The organism is Dasania marina DSM 21967 (assembly GCF_000373485.1).
Classification (GTDB): domain Bacteria; phylum Pseudomonadota; class Gammaproteobacteria; order Pseudomonadales; family Dasaniaceae; genus Dasania; species Dasania marina.
The window spans coordinates 633,488-649,802 of sequence record NZ_KB891576.1 but is presented as its reverse complement, the minus strand read 5'-3'; the positions used below and the strand labels follow the sequence as shown (position 1 = coordinate 649,802).

At 47.7% G+C, this 16,315-nt stretch carries 8 protein-coding genes and 2 tRNA genes; all 10 read left to right on the top strand.

Annotated elements, in window-relative coordinates; genetic code table 11:
* The first annotated feature begins 20 nt into the window (after positions 1–20).
* The 10 genes from B067_RS0107470 (at position 21) to B067_RS0107425 (ending at position 16,312) form a co-directional block, all read left to right on the top strand.
* A complete protein-coding gene (locus tag B067_RS0107470; protein WP_026244503.1) occupies positions 21–1,250 on the top strand; it encodes an aspartate kinase in 1,230 nt (409 codons plus the stop codon).
* A gap of 141 nt (positions 1,251–1,391) precedes the next feature.
* Positions 1,392–1,481 (top strand) — tRNA-Ser (locus B067_RS0107465).
* Positions 1,482–1,651: 170 nt separating this feature from the next.
* Positions 1,652–1,728: transfer RNA gene (locus tag B067_RS0107460), tRNA-Arg, on the top strand.
* 373 nt (positions 1,729–2,101) lie between these two features.
* Positions 2,102–3,196 carry an EAL domain-containing protein gene (locus tag B067_RS0107455; protein ID WP_019529454.1) on the top strand — a complete coding sequence of 365 codons (1,095 nt, stop codon included), beginning with the start codon at positions 2,102–2,104 and terminating at the stop codon, positions 3,194–3,196.
* A gap of 124 nt (positions 3,197–3,320) precedes the next feature.
* Positions 3,321–5,858 (top strand): cyclic nucleotide-binding domain-containing protein, encoded by a 2,538-nt coding sequence (locus B067_RS0107450; RefSeq protein ID WP_019529453.1) that lies wholly within the window; start codon positions 3,321–3,323, stop codon positions 5,856–5,858.
* Positions 5,859–6,755, top strand: coding sequence for a hypothetical protein (locus B067_RS0107445; RefSeq protein ID WP_019529452.1), 897 nt, complete (start codon positions 5,859–5,861; stop codon positions 6,753–6,755).
* An 18-nt stretch (positions 6,756–6,773) separates the two neighbouring features.
* A complete protein-coding gene (locus B067_RS0107440) occupies positions 6,774–8,522 on the top strand; it encodes a cytochrome c3 family protein (RefSeq protein ID WP_019529451.1) in 1,749 nt (582 codons plus the stop codon).
* 41 nt (positions 8,523–8,563) lie between these two features.
* Positions 8,564–10,594 carry a heme-binding protein gene (locus tag B067_RS0107435; RefSeq protein WP_156820789.1) on the top strand — a complete coding sequence of 677 codons (2,031 nt, stop codon included), beginning with the start codon at positions 8,564–8,566 and terminating at the stop codon, positions 10,592–10,594.
* A 3-nt stretch (positions 10,595–10,597) separates the two neighbouring features.
* Positions 10,598–12,481, top strand: a complete 1,884-nt coding sequence (locus B067_RS0107430) for a hypothetical protein (RefSeq protein ID WP_019529449.1) — start codon at positions 10,598–10,600, stop codon at positions 12,479–12,481.
* 66 nt (positions 12,482–12,547) lie between these two features.
* The gene (locus tag B067_RS0107425) at positions 12,548–16,312 is read left to right on the top strand and encodes a hypothetical protein (RefSeq protein ID WP_019529448.1); all 3,765 of its coding nucleotides are present in this window, start codon (positions 12,548–12,550) and stop codon (positions 16,310–16,312) included.
* Positions 16,313–16,315 lie beyond the last annotated feature (3 nt).

Here is a 16,315-nt window from a genome sequence, read left to right as displayed (position 1 = left end):
CCAGGATGTGGCTGTTTACCATGAGCTTAATTGTTCAAAAATACGGTGGTACGTCGGTAGGTACTATCGAACGTATAGAAGGCGTAGCCGATAAAATCGCGGCGTTTCGTGCTGAGGGCCATGACATCGTTGTGGCTGTATCGGCGATGAGTGGCGAAACCAATCGCCTAATCGCCATGGCTAATGCTATTCAAGATCCGCCCACCCCGCGTGAGCTGGATGTGCTGGTGTCTACCGGTGAGCAAGTTACTATCGCCTTATTAAGCATGGCCTTAAATAAGCGCGGCGTGCCTGCCCGTTCATACACTGGCGGCCAGGTAAAAATTCTTACCGACAGCGCTCATAATAAAGCGCGCATCAAAGCTATTGATGAAAAGCACATACGCACTGATCTTGAAGAAGGTCGGGTAGTGGTCGTAGCTGGTTTTCAGGGCGCTGATGAGCATGGCAATATCACCACCCTAGGGCGTGGCGGTTCAGATACCACCGCTGTGGCTTTAGCGGCAGCGTTAAAGGCTGATGAGTGCCAGATTTATACCGATGTGGATGGGGTGTATACCACCGACCCGCGGGTAGTCGAGCGCGCCAGACGCATGGATAAAATTACCTTCGAAGAAATGTTAGAAATGGCGAGCCTGGGCTCAAAGGTTCTGCAAATTCGAGCGGTAGAATTCGCCGGTAAATATAACGTACCCTTGCGTGTGCTGCACAGCTCACAAGATGGCCCCGGCACATTGATATGTACAGATGAAGAGGTTGAAATGGAAAATCCTGCAATTTCAGGCATTGCCTTTACTCGCGACGAAGCCAAGATCATGGTTAAGGGCGTACCCGATTCACCCGGTATAGCCTATAAAATCTTAGGCCCAGTGAGCGATGCCAACATAGAAGTAGATGTTATCGTGCAAAACTTTGGCGATGATAAGTCTACTGATTTGACCTTTACCGTACATCGTAATGACTTTGTTAAGGCCAAGAGTATTGTTGAGGTTACCGCTAAAGAGCTAGGTGCTCGTGCCGTGCAAACCGATGACGCCATAGCCAAAATCTCCTTGGTAGGTGTAGGCATGCGCAGCCATGCCGGTATCGCCAGCCGTATGTTTAAAGCCTTGGCGGACGTGAACATCAATATAGAGATGATCACCACCTCTGAAATTAAAATCTCAGTCATCGTGGATGAGAAATTTTTAGAGCTAGGCGTACGCGCTTTGCACACTGCATTTGATTTGGATGCGCCAATAGAGTCCTAATTACGGTTTAAACCTAGATTAGGCTTTGAATATGCGGCAAGTATGGTATTATGCCGCCCTCAATTGATAAGGGCTGTGTTCAGCGCCTATGAGATTGATTTTTAGACAGTTTTTCTTTGATGAATTGTTTAAAGTTTATGCGGAGAAGTGGCCGAGTGGCTGAAGGCGTGCCCCTGCTAAGGGTATATATGGGAAACTGTATCGAGGGTTCGAATCCCTCCTTCTCCGCCATTATTTAAAAACATCCGCCAGAGGCGGGTATTTTTAAATAGTTGGTGAGTAAGAGTTTTATCTCTTTTGGTTGCTAGTTAATCGTTATCACCAAGCCCTTGAAAAAATGTGTTTTTTTCACAATTCAAGGTTGACTAAAGTCGCACAGATCCATATAGTGCGCACCCTACGCGCCCGTAGCTCAGCTGGATAGAGTACTCGGCTACGAACCGAGCGGTCGATGGTTCGAATCCATCCGGGCGCACCATATTAAAAAAGCCCATACCGAAAGGTATGGGCTTTTTTAATATGTGCTTTTCGAAAGGGTGCAGTTCCTAAGCGGTTCGACAAACTGTGCCTAGGGCACAGTTTGAACGCCCGTTTTTAAAGGGCGCCCGCAGGGTCAAAATACCCTCAAGGTATTTTGATTCATCCTTCTGTGAGTTCAAACAGTTCTTGAAACGCTGACCCCTTGAAACGTTCTTAAGGTTAATGATTGTCGGATTGCATTTAACGAGTTAGTCTATATTTTAGCCAGTAGTGTTCAGCGCTATAAGTGACAAATAAATGGCGGCAAACATAGTCGTCGATAATAAAATTCACTGTTCATGCTCTTTATTAATCAAGCAGGAATAATATAAATGCGGAAATGGTATTTTGAGGGCTATTTTAGCCCCGCGGGTACTATGCAGCGGCAGGTTATTGATGAGTATCCCTATATCATTGGTAGGGAGGAAAAGCTGCCTTTAACGGTTGCTGTGACCTCGGTTTCTAGGCGACATGCCTTTGTGAGTGTAGAGGATGGCCTGCTCTACATTAATGATATGGGTAGCAGCAATGGTACCTTTGTTAATCATGAGCGCATTAGCTGCCCTATGCCTCTTTCGCATGGCGATGTCATTCATTTAGGTGATCTTGAGATGCGCATTATGCTTGATGTGCTGCAGTACGAAGATAATCAATCGGATGCCACGGTAATGGTGTCGGCCAACGATTTAAGCTTTCACTTCCCCGCTGGTGTTGGCCAATTTGAGGAATTGCTAGCGCGTAAAATGATCAAGCCTGCCTATCAAGCCATTGTTAATCACAATAATAGTACTGTGTTTGGTTACGAGCTGCTGGGTCGTGGTGATCATGCGGATTTACCTGAAAGCCCCGGGGGCTTGTTTCAGATTGCTGAAAGTGTCGGTTTGGAAGTTGAGCTTTCAGAGTTATTTCGTGAGTTGGGTGTGCAAATAGCGATGGAGCATGGCTTGCAAGGCCATATCTTTGTGAATACCCATCCCAGTGAGATGAAAAACCCTGATAAGCTCATGGCCGAATTTTTTCAACTGCATAAGCGTTATCCTAGCTGCCAATTGGTGCTGGAGGTACATGAGCAGGCTATTACCGACATTGAGTTAATTAAGCATATTAAAGGGGAGTTAACCCAGAGAGGTCTGCTGTTGTCCTACGATGATTTTGGGGTAGGTCAGTCGCGGTTACTGGAGTTAGTGGAGGCTGCGCCTGATGTGTTGAAGTTCGATATGATGCTGGTTCATGATATTCATAAAGCGCCACCGGGTAAAATAGAGCTTGTTCAGCAGCTGCATCAAATGTCGCGGTCACTGGGTATTCAAACTTTAGCGGAATGTATTAGTCAGCAGCAAGATTATGAAGTCTGCCAAACTATAGGTTTTGATTTTTATCAGGGGTTTTTATTTGCTAAGCCTCGGTTTATTAATGAGCTAATGTAATTATGTCGCTTGGGGTTTTATAGGTATATTTACATATATTTAGGTATACTGGCCGTTTAAAAATAAATTGTCGCTTTATGTGGCTCTAATAATAACCAATAACACAACGATGGAGCGATGAAGTATGCCTGTTCTTTATCAGGTGGCAGTAATAGGTTCTGGCCCTGCAGGCTTAAGCGCCGCGGGCCGCGCTGCTTTTTACGATAGGCAGCAACGCGAGCAAAATCCTCAGCACGACTATAGCCACATATTATTAGAGTCTTTTGATAAGCCCTCCAAAACCATACAGCGTTACCAGAAAGGTAAGCATGTTATGGCTGAGCCTGGGTTTTTGGCGCTGCGTAGTGATTTTGAGTTTGCCGCAGGCAGCCGTGAAACCATTTTAGGCGGCTGGGAAAAGCGTGTAGTAGAGCAAGACGTTAATATTCGTTATGGCAGTGAAGTTGTTAAAGTTACCGGCGCTAAAGGTGATTTTTGCGTAGTGTTAAAAGATGGCACTGAAATACATGCTGAGCATGTGGTGTTAGCGATAGGCTTAGAGGGCAACCCGCGTAAGCTGGGGGTGCCAGGCGAAGATTACCCCTTAGTGCAATATACCCTCGATGACCCTATGGCTCACCACAATGAAACAGTGGTAGTAGTGGGTGCGGGTGACTCGGCGATAGAGAATGCTCTGGGCTTAGTCAAGCAAAATAAAGTTGCCATTCTTAATCGCCGAGATGAATTTTCTAGAGCTAAAGAGGGTAATCTAAGTGCCATATTAGCTGCCAATAGTGACCCCTCGATAGCGTTAACCTGCTATTACAGCACTGGCGTAAAAGAGATTGCTAAGGCGGAAGATGGTAGTTATTTAATTACCTTAAATACTGCTGAAGGTGAGGAGAGCTTCCCCTGTGATAGGGTTATTGCCAGGTTGGGTGGCGTGCCGCCACGTGGCTTTGTAGAGTCTATAGGCGTTGAGTTTCCCAATGATAAACCCGGTGCCATTCCTGCATTAACAGGCCAATATGAATCGAATGTTCCTGGCCTTTATATTATTGGTTCTTTGGCGGGCTACCCCTTAATAAAGCAAGCGATGAACCAAGGCTACGATGTTATTGAATACATCTTAGGCCACGACATTAAACCTGCCGATCATCCTCTGTTAGAGCTACAGTTTAAATTACTGCCTTATATAAAAGAGGTGGATGATTTAGTTAAGCTGTTTCAGCAGCGCATACCCATGTTTAGGGAAATGAATGCGCTGCAATTTCGTGAGTTAGTGATTGAAAGCGACATACTGGTGAGTTATGAACCTGGCGCTATGTTTGATGAGGTGGAGGCTGAATCTGCCAAAATAAAACAGCAATTAGCTAAACAAAACCCCAGCCCGCGTTATACCAAAATTATACGGGCGGGTGATTATATTTATAAGGATGGCGATTTTAGCAACTCCTTCTTTACGATTATTGAAGGGGTGGTTGAGGTTAGCCTGCCCAATACCACGCAAACCGTTAGCCATGGCCGCGGTCAGTTTTTTGGTGAAGCTAGTTTGTTGTCGGGGCGGCCGCGAGAGGGTAACGCCATTGCCGGTAAAGATTGTATTTTAGTTGAAACGCCGCGCCGCACCATGATCAAGTTAATGAACTCCAACGATGAGGTGAGAGAGGGTATAGACCTCATCTTTGTGGTTCGCACCTTGCAAAAACATGTCGCACCGAAACTCAGCATTGCCCAGCTCAGTGAATTTGCTGCCAGAATACAACAAAAAACCTTTGATGCCGGTAGCAAGCTTTTTGTAGAAGGCGAACAAGGTTCTTCGCTGCACATAATTCGCAGTGGTTCGGTTACCTTAACGAGAAATAAAGATAAACCCGTTGTGGTTGCGCAATTGCACTCCGGCAAAATGGTCGGTGAAATGGCGCTAATGGGTGACCCTGTTAGGCGCGAAACTGCCGTGGCCACCGTAGCTACCGAAACCATAGAGTTGGATAGAAAGTCCTTTGTTAAAATGGTGCAGGCCGATACCTCCTGTATAGAAACGCTGCAAGATAATGCCAGTGAGCGTGCACTGAATCACAGCACCATGGAATCTAGGCCTGAAGTAGGCTCGGTGATGCAGTTTTTAATGGACGAAGGCTTGGGTGAGGCAACCAACTGTTTAATTATTGATGAAAACCTCTGCGTGGGTTGCGACAATTGCGAAACCGCCTGTGCCGAAACTCACGACGGCATCTCACGTTTAGATAGAAAGTCGGGCGGTTCTTATGCTGAGTTACATGTGCCTATTTCTTGTCGGCATTGTGAGCTACCTCATTGCATGAAAGATTGCCCGCCCAATGCCATACACCGTGCGCCATCGGGCGAAGTGTTTATCGACTCTAGCTGTATCGGTTGCGGCAACTGCGAATCAAACTGCCCCTACGATGTTATCAAGCTTGCCTACGATGCGCCCAAAAAACCCAGCCTCTGGAGTTGGATGTTGTTAGGTAAGGGCAATGGCCCCGGTGAAGAGTCTGGCTACACGCCCGATGATGCCGCTAAAGCGAAGGGTAAAAAAGCGGTTAAATGTGATGCCTGCATGAATCTACCCTCAGGCCCAGCCTGTGTAAATGCCTGCCCAACCGGTGCTGCGGTTAGAATGAACCCCGATCAATTTATCGAGCTGGTGGAGGTACGCTAAGTGATACATGAAAACATTTTAAATTATAAAAAAGCGCGCTACTTCACCGTAACTATTGTGTTGCTGGTGGCTTGCGTTGCGCTCTATGTTTCACAGGGCGGTAGCCAGCCTGCTAATGGCGGCACTTGGCAGGGCTATATATTAGGCACTATCGCTGCGTTACTCATCGTGTGGTTGGCCGCGCTAGGCAAGCGCAAAAGAAATTACAAAACGGGTACTGCTACGGTTAGAGCTTGGGTGTCTGCTCATGTGTATTTGGGTAGTGGTTTATTAGTGGTGGCAACGCTGCACTGCGCCGCCCAGTTTGGTTACAACATTCATACGCTGGCTTACTTGCTAATGTGCTTAGTTATCGCCAGCGGTTTTTTTGGTATTTATAGCTATTTAGTGTATCCCCGCTTGCAGGCTAAAAATCGAACCAATAGCTCTAGGGAGGTACTTTTTGTAGAGCTTAATGGTTTGAATGATAGTGTTAGAAAATTAAGCAAGCTTTGTGAACCCGATATACGGGCGGTAATAGAAAGCGCTATAGACCGCACCAATATAGGTGGCGGTGTGGTAACGCAGCTATTGGCTAGAGATGATTCGAAAATGTTATCTATTGCTGATGGCGTCAATGTCTCTACAGCTAGTGTGATGGTGAGCAACTCTAATCAGCAGGCGGTTATCGAGTATGTTGCCGATCGCATTCCCCGCTGTAGAAAGCCACAAGAGGCTGCCAGGCTGCAGGATTTATTATCCATGCTGTGCCGGCGACAAAATTTATTAAGAACCATACGCAGAGATATTCAGTTACAGGGCTGGATGAAGATTTGGCTGTACATTCATGTGCCGCTCACGATTGCTTTGTTGTTCGCCCTAACTGCGCATATTGTTGCAGTTTTCTTTTATTGGTAATGATTAAGAATAATAAATATGGAATTTTTGCTACGTGAGATAACTTCTGAACAGGGAGTTGTTGTTTATCAAGATACCGAACTCGCTGCAGAGTTAATTACTATAGGTAGTGCTGCCGCACAATTAATCCAGCTGCGCGGTAGCGCTATCAAACATAGCCACGCAGTGCTTAAGTTAGTTGCTGGCCAGATTACTATTCAGGCGGTAGGTAAACATACGCTGGTCGTTAATGGTTCCGAATACCAGAGCCGGGCGTTAAGTGTTGGCGATGAAATTGTTATTAGCAGCCATAAGCTAAAAATAATAGAGCCGCCTGCAGGTTTCGATGCAGCCTGCGAACTGTATATAGATGATGAGTTGCAAAAACAGGCGCTAGAGTCGGCCTATGTAACCGATTTAGCTAGCACGGTATTAGCGAAACGTGCACCTGCCTATTTATTAAGTTTAATCGTTGTACTATTGGCTTTGGCTTGGCCTATCAGTGCGTATTTGTTGCGCGATAACGGAGCCGACGCCACCGCCGAGCAAACATTTATCAAATCAGGTTCGGGTGATCACTTATGGTCTACCGGGCCCTTATTACCGGCTCATCAATTAGAAATAGGTAATGATTGTTCGGCCTGCCATAAAAAAGCATTTCAAACCGTACAGAACGAAAGCTGTGTTACTTGTCATCAAGATACTGCTGATCATATCAATAGTGATGCTTTAACCGTGCATGGCGACGAGGCGACTCAAAATATAGCCACCAGCCATAAAGCCTATGGCGTGAGCGAATGCCAAAGCTGCCATAAAGAGCATAATGAACCTGCCGCCTTGGTGGTAAAAGCCGATGCGCTTTGTGTGGATTGCCACCGGCAAGCACAGCAGCTTAGCGATAATAGCAAGGGCACGCCCGCCATTAGCGGTTTTGATACGGGCAGCCATCCTGCGTTCAAACTGAATTATGTGTTGCCGGAAGTCCTTAAGAAAGGCACCGGCATATCGATAACCTGGGATAGCCATTTGTTAGAAAAAGCGGCTGGCCAAGCCGATATTTCTAATTTGAAGTTTCCCCACGACATACATTTGGATGCTGGCAAGGTGCAGCTGTCGGATACCGGCGAGGCCATGTCTTGTAACTCTTGCCATGCGTTAAAGGCCGATAAAGAGCATTTTGCCGCTATCACCATGGAAAAACATTGCTCCTCTTGCCATGACCTCAGCTTTGATGCCAATGAGCCTGATCGACAATTGCCCCATGGTGAACCCAGTTTAGTGGTGCAAACCATAGAAGAGCATTTTGTACGTGTGTATACCGACCCTAACTACAAGGCACCAGGCAGTGATCGCCGCCGTCGCCCCGGCAAAAGTGCTAGCCAATCTGCTTGCAGTGATAAGCCATTTAATTGCGGTATGCAACGGGCCACCACTGAAGCGGCTATTCAGTTTACCCAGCGGGGCTGCGTCACTTGCCATGAAGTATCCGATAACCAATCGGATGATATGTATGCACGTTGGTTGGTGATGCCGGTCAATATTAATGACAACTGGCATGCGCGTGCTTTATTTGATCACGCCAGCCATTTAACTAAGCAGGGTCAAAGCAAAGATCAGACCTGTTTAAGTTGCCATGAGGCGGACCAATCAGCCAGCAGCGCGGATGTTTTAATTCCCGGCATCGATAATTGCCTCAGTTGTCACGGCGATGTTTCGATTGCTGAAAAAGTACCGGTTAATTGTATTTCTTGCCACGCTTATCATCCCAAGGACGTCTTTACGCAATGAGCCCTAAATCAAAAAATACCATAATGCCGGAGTTTAAAAGCATGCATTATTCTGCTGTTTTTATGTTGTTGTCATTACTGTTGCTGGGTGCTTGCTCAGGGGGTAGTTCAACCGGTGAAGGCGCGGGTACGTCAACAGTTGAGTGTGATGGCAGTTGTGCGGATACGCCGACACGATTAACTGTTGCCGATGTAGAGACCATATTGGCACAAGCCATTGCCGAGGCGCAGGCGCAAGGCGAGCAAGCCACTATCGCAGTAGCCGATAGGGTGGGTAATGTCTTGGCGGTGTATCGCATGGGCGCTGCCGCCGATAGAGGCGTGCTCATTGCCAGCGCCACCAATGGCGCAGGTAATGCAGTTATTGATAGTGGCTTGGAAGGTATTTCCTTACCGGCCACGGGCCTAGCATTAAATATTGATGATCAGGCGGCCATTAGCAAAGCGATAACAGGGGCGTATTTATCCTCTGAAGGCAATGCCTTTTCTAGCCGCACTGCCAGCCAAATTGTGCAGGAAAATTTTAACCCCGGTGAAATGAATCAACCGGCCGGCCCGTTATTTGGTGTGCAGTTTAGTCAGTTATCGTGCTCAGATTTTACGGTAGATAATGTCAATATCAGCCATGGCCCTAAGCGGGCACCTTTAGGTTTATCGGCTGACCCGGGCGGCTTGCCGCTTTACAAAAATGGCACACCGGTAGGGGGCATAGGGGTGATTGCCGATGGTTTATATTCCATCGATAAAGTGATATCTGATAGCGACCGCAGTGTCGATGAAATGATCGCCTATGCGGGCACTTATCAATACGCCGCGCCTGTTGATAGACGCGGTGATCGTATTACTGCCGATGGTAAAACCTTTCGCTTTAGCGATGTTGATTTTTCTGATTTAAATACCGACCCGGCAGCAGCCAATAGCTACGCGTCTATCGCTGGCTCAGTGGGCTCATTAATTCCGGTAACCGGTTATAGCAATGGCACAATAAGAGCAGGCTTGGCTTTTGGCCAACGAGAGTCGGGTATACGTCGTGACAGCAGTGGCTTTCCCGCTGCCACCGATGCTTTTATCTTTGTTGACCCCAGCACCAATATTAATCGCTACCCGGCTATTAACGCCCCCGATGGTTTGTTAACCGCGGCGCAGGTGCAGGTGATATTGGAAGAGGCCTTAGCGGTTGCCAACCGCGCGCGCGCCCAAATTCGTCGCCCCTTAGGTAGCCAAGCAAGAGTGACCATTACCGTGGTTGATACTCAGGGCGATATTTTAGGCATGGTAAGAAGCCGTGATGCGCCGGTATTTGGTTCCGATGTGTCGGTGCAAAAAGCACGTACGGCCGCGTTTTTTTCGTCGGCTGATGCCGCTAACTTTCTTACTACGCAACCCGATGCCAGTTACTTTGATGTGTCCTCTACCGGCTTGCCCTTAGTATTGCGCGAGTCTGTTGCGCTAGGTGGTTATGTTAGCGCGGTGCAAAATTTCATTCCTGATGCCTCGGCATTAACGAATGGCGCGGTGGCCTTTTCTGATCGAGCAGGGGGCAACTTATCGCGCCCAACTTACCCTGATGGCTTGCAAGGTCGTCCCCATGGCCCCTTAAGTAAAGCGCCGGGTTCTTGGAGTGTGTTCTCTACCGGTTTGCAATTAGACATGGTTTATAACGCGGTTATTCAGCATGTATTAAGCGTAGCTTCCGGCGGCGGTGTGGCAGATGTTACCAACCGTTGTTCGGGTGTAGCTTTTGATCCGCCTACGCTAACGTTTACCGCTACCGGCACCACCAATCAAATGGCTAATGGCAGCCAAATATTCCCCGGTAGTGTGCCTATCTATAGCGGCAACACCTTAATAGGTGGCATAGGTGTGTCCGGTGATGGTGTTGATCAAGATGACATGATTAGCTTTTTAGGTGTGCATAATGCTGGCCAGCGTTTAAGTGGTGCCATTAATAATGCGCCACGGGCCATGCGGGCCGATAACTTAACGCCGCAGGGTGTGCGCTTACGCTATGTGCAGTGCCCGCAGGCGCCGTTTTTAGATAGTGATGTCGACAATGTTTGTGCAGGGAAATAACCGATGACAAAAACGCTATCGCCTATTGTTGCACCGGCTTGGTTGATGTTATCGCTAACCGCCAGCCCCTTGCTGCATGCACAAACCGATTGCATCAGCCAAGAGCAGATGCAGCAACAGCAAAACAGCGAGCGCGCCGCCAAGCGTCGTCGCCCGGGTAAACAACAGGCGGTGCTGTGTGATTCTGAGAAGGGCGAACCGGAGCAAGTCACCCAGCAGCAAGAATATGTGCGCTCCAAGCGTGCGCCGGTGGCAGCCGACCCTAGGCAAACGCGGCGTAAAAATCCAGTGTCACCTATACCTAGGCCAGGTATTAAAGATTACACCGCATCGGTACCGCTACCCGATCGCTGGCGCATAGTGGATGCCTTGGGTTATGAGGATAATTGGTTTGATCCCTATCATCGCAATACTTTAAAAGGCGATAAGCCGGTTTATGGCGACGATTGGTTTTTTAACCTCGGTATTATTTCTGACTCAGTGTATGAAATTAGGCAACTACCCACACCGGTAGGCGCTAGCTCATCCAACAACAGCGGCGACATTGATGTATACGGCTCCGCCGATCAGTGGTTACTCAATCAGAACCTAGCCTTGGAATTTGTTTGGTATAAAGGCGATACCGTTTTTAGACCCCCAGATTACGAATTTCGTATTATCCCCGTGATCAATTATAACGAGGTGCATCTCGATGAGGTGCAGGGTATTAATGTAGACCCAGCGGATGGTGATACCCGTTACGATGGTCACATAGGTTTACAGGCCGCCTTTGCCGATGTGCATTTGCGCAACGTGTCCGATAAGTTTGATTTTGATAGTATACGGGTGGGTATCCAACCGTTTAGCTCTGACTTTAGAGGCTTTTTGTTTCAAGATAATCAGCTAGGCATACGCTTATTTGGTAACCGCGATAATAATATTTTTCAATACAACCTCGCTGTGTTTCAGCGTATGGAGAAAGACACCAATAGTGGTTTAAACGACCATGGTAAAGCCTTGCGTGATGATTATGTGTTTGCCGCCAACCTTTACTGGCAGGATTTATTGATAAAAGGCTTTATGTCGCAATTCACTATTGTGCATAACAAGAATGGCGAAGAGGGGCAGTTCTTTTTTGATAACAATGAGTTTATTGCCAGGCCTGCGTCATTAGGCCGAGAGGTACCGCGCGGTTACGATGTTACCTACCTAGGCTATAACGGTGATGGCCATATAGGACGATTAAATTTAACTACCTCAGCCTATTATGCCTTTGGCGAAAACGACCCCGGTGTGTTTGTTGATCAAAAAGTAGATGTCGAGGCAGTGTTTTTTGCCGCCGAAGCCTCTATGGATTTTGATTGGTTTAGGCCGCGTTTATCGTTTCTTTATGGTAGCGGTGATGACGACCCCTATGATGATAAGGCTACTGGTTTCGATGCTATTTTTGAAAATCCTCAATTTGCCGGTAGCGATACCAGTTATTGGATACGCCAGCCCGTACCGTTAATTGGCGGCGGTAGGGTTTCACTGTCGTCTCGCAATGGCGTGTTAAATTCCATGCGCTCGTCTAAAGAGCTGGGGCAATCGAACTTTACCAACCCTGGAATTATTTTAATCGGCGCCGGTTTCGATATGGATTTGTTACCGGAGTTACGCTTGAGTGGCAACGTCAATCAATTGTATTTTGACGATACCGCGGTGTTAGAAGTGGCGAGAAACCAAAGTGATATCGCGGACGATATAGGCTTAGATGTATCACTGTCGTTAACCTATAGGCCTTTTATGACCCAAAACATTGTGTTTAGAGGCTCTTACGCACGGTTAATTCCCGGCGAAGGCTATGACGACTTGTATGAAGATGATGGCCAAGATTATTTTTTGTTTAACCTAGTGCTAGCGTATTAAGCAGTAACTAGGTTTGTTTTTATTTTTTAACATCACGGCTGCCGTGATAACTGGATAGTGATAGCAATGCTCGTATCAAAAACTGCAACGGTAAAAACATTTAGCGCCAAGGCCTTATCGCCATTGCTGAAGGCAGCGTGGGCAAGCGGTTTGTTGCTGCTGTCAGCGGCAGCCTATAGCTCGGGCATGTACCATGCGGTTGATCGCGATTATAGCACCGCCCCTAATTCGCCAGCCAGCCAGTCACAGCTTGAGGTTGATGCCAAAAATGAAAGCTGCACCAGCTGCCATACCGACTCCGACAGCAAAACCATGCACGCTAATCCCGGTGTTAAATTAGCCTGTGCCGATTGCCATGGTGGTAATATCTCGGTGTTTAAGCCCGAGAGCAGTGAGCAAGGTAGTGAGGCCTATTTAGCAGCGATGAGCGAGGCGCATGTGCTGCCGCGCATACCGGATAAATGGCCCACGCCTAGCAGTCGCAACCCCGAACGTACCTACGCTTTGCTCAACCACGAAAGCCCGGAATTTATTCGTTTTATTAACCCCTCCGATTACCGCATAGTCAATGAAGCCTGTGGCAGCTGCCACCAGGAAACCATCGAGGCATCAATGCGCAGCTTGCACAGCACAGGTGCGATGTTATTAGGTGGCGCTTCTTACAATAACGGCATATTGCCTTATAAAAATTATATCTTAGGTGAGACTTATGACCGCGCCGGTAAGGGCACCATTTTAAAAGGTCCGGTTATTCCTGATCACTTAAAGCAAGCGGCGGCCGACAAGGGTGTTATCGAGGCCTTATATCCGCTGCCGGCATGGGAAACGGTAAAACCCGGTGATGTTTTTCGCGTGTTTGAACGCGGTGGCCGCAATATCAGTAATTTATTTCCAGAAACTGGCCTGCCCAGTAACTTAGGCCAAATACAGCGTTTGGAAGAACCGGGTCGCCCCGACTTCAAACAATCAAACCGCGGTGAAGGCACTGGCGGTCGTATCTCCGTGCCGATCATTAATATTACTAAAACGCGATTAAATGACCCGCTCACCTGGTTTATAGGCACCAATGATCAACCCGGCGATTACCGCAACTCCGGTTGCGCCTCCTGCCATGTGGTTTATGCCAATGATCGCGACCCACGTCACTCTGGGCCCTATGCCAAATTTGGCCACGACGGCAAAACAATCACCAAAGATACGACTATTAACAAAGAGGAGAGTGGCCACCCGCTAGAGCATACCTTTACCCGCGCAATCCCCACCAGCCAGTGCATGATTTGCCATATGCACCAGCCCAATATGTTTATGAATACCTTCTTGGGTTACACCATGTGGGATTATGAATCGGATGCGCCACAGATGTGGCCCGAAGAACAACAATACCCTTCTCATGCCGAAACGCGCAAAGTCTTAGACAGAAACCCCGAAGGTGCAGCGCCCCGAGGTAAGTGGGCAGATCTCGATTTCCTGAAAAATGTGTGGGATAACAACGATAAAATGAACGACACCCAGTTTGCTGACTACCATGGTCACGGCTGGAACTTCCGCGCTGTTTTTAAACGCGATCGCAAAGGTAATTTGTTAGATGCCGAAGGTGAACAGGTCGCTGACGATGATCCAGAAAAATTCGACAAAGCAGTGCACATGTCCTCCGTGCATGTTGATGTCGGCATGCACTGTGTGGATTGTCACTTTGGCCAAGATAACCACGGTAACGGTCATCTCTACGGCGAAGTCGCTTTAGCGGTTGAAGTCGATTGTAAAGATTGCCACGGTACCGCCAAAGAATATCCTAATCTTTATACTTCGGGGCCAGCGGCACTAGAGGGTGGTGCGGATTTATCAGTATTGCGCACACCGGACGGTCGCCGCCGTTTTGAATGGGTAGGGGATAAATTATTCCAGCGCTCGGCCTTGTACCCCGACAAAGAGTGGCAATTGAGTTTAGTGAAAGACAGTGTCACTAAAGGCAATGCTAACTACAACGAAAAAGCCGCCCGTGCCAAATTAATGAGCACCGATACGGAAAAACAAAACTGGGGCAATGATGTGCCCGCTAAAGAATTGGCCCACTCTAATGATGATATGGAGTGCTATGCCTGCCATACCTCATGGACCACTAGTTGTGGCGGTTGCCACCTGCCTATAGAGGCCAATGCCAAAACCGAGCGCCATCACTACGAAGGTGGTGAGAGTCGTAACTATGCTACCTACAACCCGCAAGTGGCTAGAGATCAAGTGTTTATGCTGGGGCGTCGTGGCCCAGCCAAGGGCGGCAAAATTGCTCCCACCCGTTCCTCCTCGGCGCTAGTGTTGTCGTCGACTAACGCTAACCGTGAAAAAATCTATGTGCAGCAGCCGCCTATCGCGGCCAGTGGTTATAGCTCGCAAGCCTTTAACCCGCACTTTGCTCATACCGTGCGTAAAACAGAAACCAAAACCTGTAGCGATTGCCATGTATCAAAACAAAACGATAACAACGCCATCATGGCGCAGTTGTTAATGCAGGGTACCAACTTTATTAATTTTGCTGGTTACAATACGTGGTTAGGCGGCGCCGGTGAAATTAGTGCCGTGCAAGTTACCGAGTGGCAGGAGCCGCAGGCGGTGATAGGCAGTTATTTACATCGTTATGCCTACCCCGACTTTTATCAGCAGCATCTAGCTAAAGATAAAACCTTAGATAAGTTGCATCAACACTCAGCGGGTACCGCCAGTTGTCTGCAATTACGCGGTGAGTATTTGTATGTGGCCGAAGGTAGTGACGGTGTGCAAGTGTATGATGTAGCCGGCATCGCCAATAAAGGTATATCGCAGCGTATTATTACTGCACCCTATAGCCCCTTAGGCCACGATGCTCATATAAAGGCTAAAAACGCCACCTGTATAGCCCTGCCATCGAATCAGCCTATTAACCCGCTAAAAAACCAAGGCGATTTGATGCGAGTTGATAACCAGGAGCAGCCTTTTCATCCCATGTATAACTACGCCGTTATTACCGATGCCGAAGAGGGTTTGATACTGGTTGATATCAATACCTTTGCCGATGGCGAGCCTAGAAATAACTTTTTAAACCGCGCGGTAACGTGGAACGAGGGCAATGTATTAAAGGGCGCTAAGCATGTCACCATCGGTGGTCACTATCTTTATATTAGTGCCGATAAAGGTGTTGTGATTGTCGATATAGATAAGCCATTACAACCCACGCTAGTTGCTGTAGTGCCTATGCAGGGCGCACAAGCAACGGCGATACAGTTTCGCTATTTACTGGTGACAGATGTAGAAGGTTTAAAAGCCATTGATATTACTAACGTTGCTAAACCTGTGTTGGTTGCCAACAATACCATCGCCATTAATAAAGCGTATAAAATGCACTTGGCCAGAACCTACGCCTATGTTGCTGCTGGTGATGAAGGTATAGTGATTGTCGATATTACCCAACCCGATGCCATGGTTGAGTATCAACGCTTTAATGCCGAGGGTGCTCTGAAAGACAGTCGGGATGTTGTGGTGGCTACCACTAACGCTTCACTCATAGGCTATGTGGCTGATGGTAGTGGCGGTTTGAAAGTGTTGCAATTAACCTCGCCTGAGTCACAACCTAAGTTTTATGGCTTTAGTCCAGATCCTAAGCCGCAATTGATTGCTCACTATCAAACTGGTAAGCCAGCGCTCAGTTTATCTAGGCCCTTGGAGCGTGATCGCGGTGTTGATGAAACCGGTGGTCAAATTGCGGTGTTTGGTCGTCGTGGCTCGCGGCCCTTGAATAAAATGGAAATGGAGAAAATGTATTTAAATAAAAATGGCGAACTTTGGTTTGTGGAAGATTAGGCG